Consider the following 3,902-nt stretch of genomic DNA (forward strand, 5'->3'; position numbering starts at 1 on the left):
TTCGCGACCGCCGTCGTCACCAGGGCGATGTCCCGCACCTGCGCCGTCAGCTGGTTCGCCATCGTGTTGACCGAGTCGGTGAGGTCCTTCCAGGACCCCGACACGCCCCGTACGTGCGCCTGCCCGCCGAGGATGCCCTCGGTGCCCACCTCGACGGCCACCCGCGTCACCTCGGACGCGAAGACCGACAGCTGGTCCACCAGGTGGTTGACGGTCCGCGCGACCTTCAGGAACTCGCCGCGCAGCGGCCGCACCGTCCCGTCGGACCCCTCCGAACGCAAGTCCATGCGCTGTTCGAGGTCGCCCTCGGCGACCGCCGTCAGCACCCGGCTCACCTCGGACACCGGCCGCGCCAGATCGTCGACGAGCGCGTTCGCCGCCTCGATCGCCGCCGCCCAGGCGCCCTCGGTCACCCCCGCCTCGAGGCGTTCGGACAGCTTGCCCTCGCGCCCGACGACCCGCCGCACCCGCGACAGCTCCCCGGTCACGTGCATCTGCCGGTCCGCGACCTCGTTGAAGACGGCCGCGATCTCCGCCATCACCCCGTCGCCGGAGACGGTCAGCCGCCTCCGCAGGTTCCCGTCGCGCATCGACACCAATGCGGACAGCAACCGCTCCAGAGCGGCCGCGTCCACCTGCACCGTCCCCCCACGGGAACGCCCGCCCCTCGCGCGCGTGCCGCTGCCGCCGCCGCGCCGCGCCGCCGTGCCAGACTCCACCGTGTCCCTCCCGAAAGGGGTTCGACCGTTCCGCTCCGGCTCCCGCCGAAGCATTCCCAGTGTTTCACCGCGACCGAACCAGGCGATAACAGTTCGGCAGCTTCGCACAAGGTCCCCACCCCCGGAGGGCGGAAACAGCGGAGACCGGCCTCCGCGGGGACGCCGAAGGTAAGTAACCTGGCATCCGGCTGTCCAGCCGCCCCGGTCAGCCCGGCGGGGGCGGTGTGACGCGTACGACCACCGGGCAGCGGGAGGGACAGACCGAGCATGGCAGAGCCGGGCGTCAAAACGCGTACGAGGAGTGCTGTGATCACCGCGCGGGCGACTGCCACCTTCGAGCCCGTGGGACGGTCCGTCGCCGCCGCCCGGGCCTTCGTCCGGGACACCCTCCAGGGCTGGGGCCACCCCGAGCTGGTCGACGACGCCGTGGTCCTCACCAGCGAGCTGGTCACCAACGCCGTGGTGCACGCCGGCACCGCCGCGGACGTCCTTTGCCTGCGCTCCGAGGACAGCATCCGCGTCGAGGTCGCCGACCGCTACCCGGAGCGCGAGATCCCCGTCCAGGGCGGCCGCACCGTCGCGAGCCCCGACCGGGAGAACGGCCGGGGCCTGCTCCTGTGCGCCGCGCTCGCCGACCGCTGGGGCGTCGACTACTCCCCCACCCGCAAGCACGTCTGGTTCCACCTCTCCCTCCCCCAGCGCCCCGTCGGCACCCGCTCCGCCGGCCCGGTCCTCCCCGACGCCCTCCTCCCGGTCGCGGACAGCCGCGTCCGCGTCGCCGTCGTCCAGATCGACCAGGGCGGCGCCATCACCTCCTGGAACGAGGACGCCGAGGAGCTCTTCGGGTACGCCCCCGAGCAGGTCACCGGCAAGCCCCTGGGCGACCTGGCCGCCTGGCCGCACACCCCCGGCATCGGCACCGGCCTCGCCGAGGCCCTCCGTCACTCCCGCTGGGAGGGCAGTTACGGTCTCCGCCGAGCCGACGGCCGCGTCATCCCCGTGTACGCCTCCCACCTGCGGGTACGGGACGCCGAGGGCGAGCCGTCCACGGTCTGCCTGCTGGTACGGGAGGACGAGCGCGCCGTCCTCCAGACCCCGCAGCGCCCGGCCGCCGACCCCGGCGCGGAGAGCCGCACCACGGACCCCTTCGAGGTCTTCATCGGCTCCCCCGCCCCCGACGACCTGGACGGACTGCTCCAGCGCACGGTCGAGCGGGCCCGGGACATGCTCGACGGCGACGCCGCCTTCCTCCTCCTGGCCACCGACGACGAGACGGAGCTGGAGGTGCGGGCGACGACCGGCCTCCCGGCCGCGCGCCAGCGCTTCGCCCGCGTCCCGGTGGAGACCGGCGCCAGCCGCTACGGCTCCGCCCGCATGCCCGCCGTCCACGAGGACCTGGCGGCCGTCCCCGGCGCCGTCCCCCTCCTCGAAGGCACCGGCATGCGCTCGGTCGTCACGGTCCCCCTCAAGGTCGAGGGCCGTCTCACCGGCTCCCTGGGCGTCGCCGCCGAGGCCGCGAACCGCTATTCGAACGAGGAGGCTCTCCGCCTCCAGTTCGCCGCCGACCGCATCGCCCTCGCCGTGGAGTCCGCCCGCCTGGGCGAGCTCGAACGGCTCCGCCGCGGCTCCCTCAGCTTCCTCGTCGAGGCCTCCGACCTGCTGGCCGGCACCCTCGACCGCGACCAGACACTGGCTCTGATGGCGCAGATGACGGTTCCGACCCTGGCCACCTGGTGCGCCGTCTACACGATCGCCGACCCGGCCTCCGATCCGTACCTCTCGTACGTGCTCCACGAGGACGAGGACCGCATCGACGGCCTGAAGGCCCTGCTCGGCTCCATCGCCCCGCCCGACCCGGTGCCGACGCCCGGCGCCCGGCTCTGGCCGGCCCCCGGGGAGGCCGCCCACCGGGCGGCGCTCGCCGCCTCGGCTCGCGAGCTCGAGCACCTGGGCAGCCCGCTGTCGTCCGGCATCGACACCGCCCTGGCCACGGCCGGCGCGGTCGCCGGCGAGACGGTCGTCCTGCCCCTGGTCGCCCGCAACCGCGTGATCGGCATGCTCACCCTGGGCCGCCCGGCCGAGGACCACTTCCGCCAGGAGATCCTGGAGCTCGCCGAGGACCTCTCCCGCCGAGCGGCCCTGGCCCTGGACAACGCGCGCCTGTACTCGGAGCGCAACGCCATCAGCCAGTCCCTCCAGCGCAGCCTCCTCCCTCCGGACCTCCCAAAGATCCCCGGCGTCGAGGTGGACGTCATCTACCGCGCGGCCGGCGAGGGCAACGAGGTCGGCGGCGACTTCTATGACGTCTTCCCCATCAGGGAGGACGTCTACGGCTTCGCCATCGGCGATGTCTGCGGCACGGGTCCGGAGGCCGCGGCCGTCACGGGCCTGGCCCGGCACGCCCTCCGTCTGCTGGCCCGCGAGGGCTTCGGCGGCCCGGCGGTCCTGGAGCGGCTGAACGCGGCCATCCTCGACGAGGGCGCCCGCAGCCGCTTCCTGACCCTCCTGTACGGCGAGCTCCGCCCGCAGACCGACGGTTCGGCGGTCCTGAAGGTGGTCTGTGCCGGCCATCCGCTCCCCCTGCGCCTCCGCCCGGACGGCACGGTCGTCCCGGCCGCCGAGCCCCAGCCGCTCCTGGGCGTGATGGAGGACCTGGAGCTGTACGAGCAGACCTTCACGCTCGACCCCGGCGACGTCCTGCTGTGCGTCACGGACGGCGTGACCGAGCGCCGCGAGGGCACGCGCATGCTCGGCGACGACGGCCTCGCCGACGCCCTCAGGACGTGTACGGGCCTGACCGCCGGCGCGGTCGGCGGCCGCATCCTCCGCACGGTCGAGCGCTTCGCCCAGGACCCCGCGTCGGACGACATGGCCATCTTGACGATGCGCCTCCAGGAACCGGACCCCAGCTGACCCGAAGGGTGGTGCCTCCAGGACGAGGAGGCACCACCCTCTTTATCTGTGCTCTGTGTCCTGTCTCCCAGGACAACGCAAAAAGGCCCCCGCCAACTGGCGGGGGCCTTTTCTCCGAGCCCTTTAACGGAATCGAACCGTTGACCTTCTCCTTACCATGGAGACGCTCTGCCGACTGAGCTAAAAGGGCGGGTTGTTCGGCGGTGTCCTACTCTCCCACAGGGTCCCCCCTGCAGTACCATCGGCGCTGAAAGGCTTAGCTTCCGGGTT

At 73.1% G+C, this 3,902-nt stretch carries 2 protein-coding genes, 1 tRNA gene and 1 rRNA gene; 1 reads left to right on the forward strand and 3 read right to left on the reverse strand.

Annotation, left to right across the window (positions count from 1 at the left end):
• On the reverse strand, positions 1-719 hold a 719-nt coding region (locus tag IE245_RS36415), incomplete at its 3' end, for a HAMP domain-containing protein (protein WP_189955723.1).
• Between the two features lie 267 nt (positions 720-986).
• Here IE245_RS36415 and IE245_RS36420 point away from each other — a divergent pair.
• Positions 987-3,632 carry a SpoIIE family protein phosphatase gene (locus IE245_RS36420; protein WP_189955725.1) on the forward strand — a complete coding sequence of 882 codons (2,646 nt, stop codon included), beginning with the start codon at positions 987-989 and terminating at the stop codon, positions 3,630-3,632.
• A 117-nt stretch (positions 3,633-3,749) separates the two neighbouring features.
• On the opposite strand, the gene IE245_RS36425 is transcribed toward IE245_RS36420, so the two are convergent.
• Positions 3,750-3,822, reverse strand: a tRNA-Thr gene (locus IE245_RS36425).
• Positions 3,823-3,827: 5 nt separating this feature from the next.
• Positions 3,828-3,902, reverse strand: a 5S ribosomal RNA gene (gene rrf, locus IE245_RS36430); the annotation flags it as partial.

This window comes from Streptomyces roseolus, from assembly GCF_014649855.1.
GTDB classification, from domain to species: Bacteria; Actinomycetota; Actinomycetes; order Streptomycetales; family Streptomycetaceae; genus Streptomyces; species Streptomyces roseolus.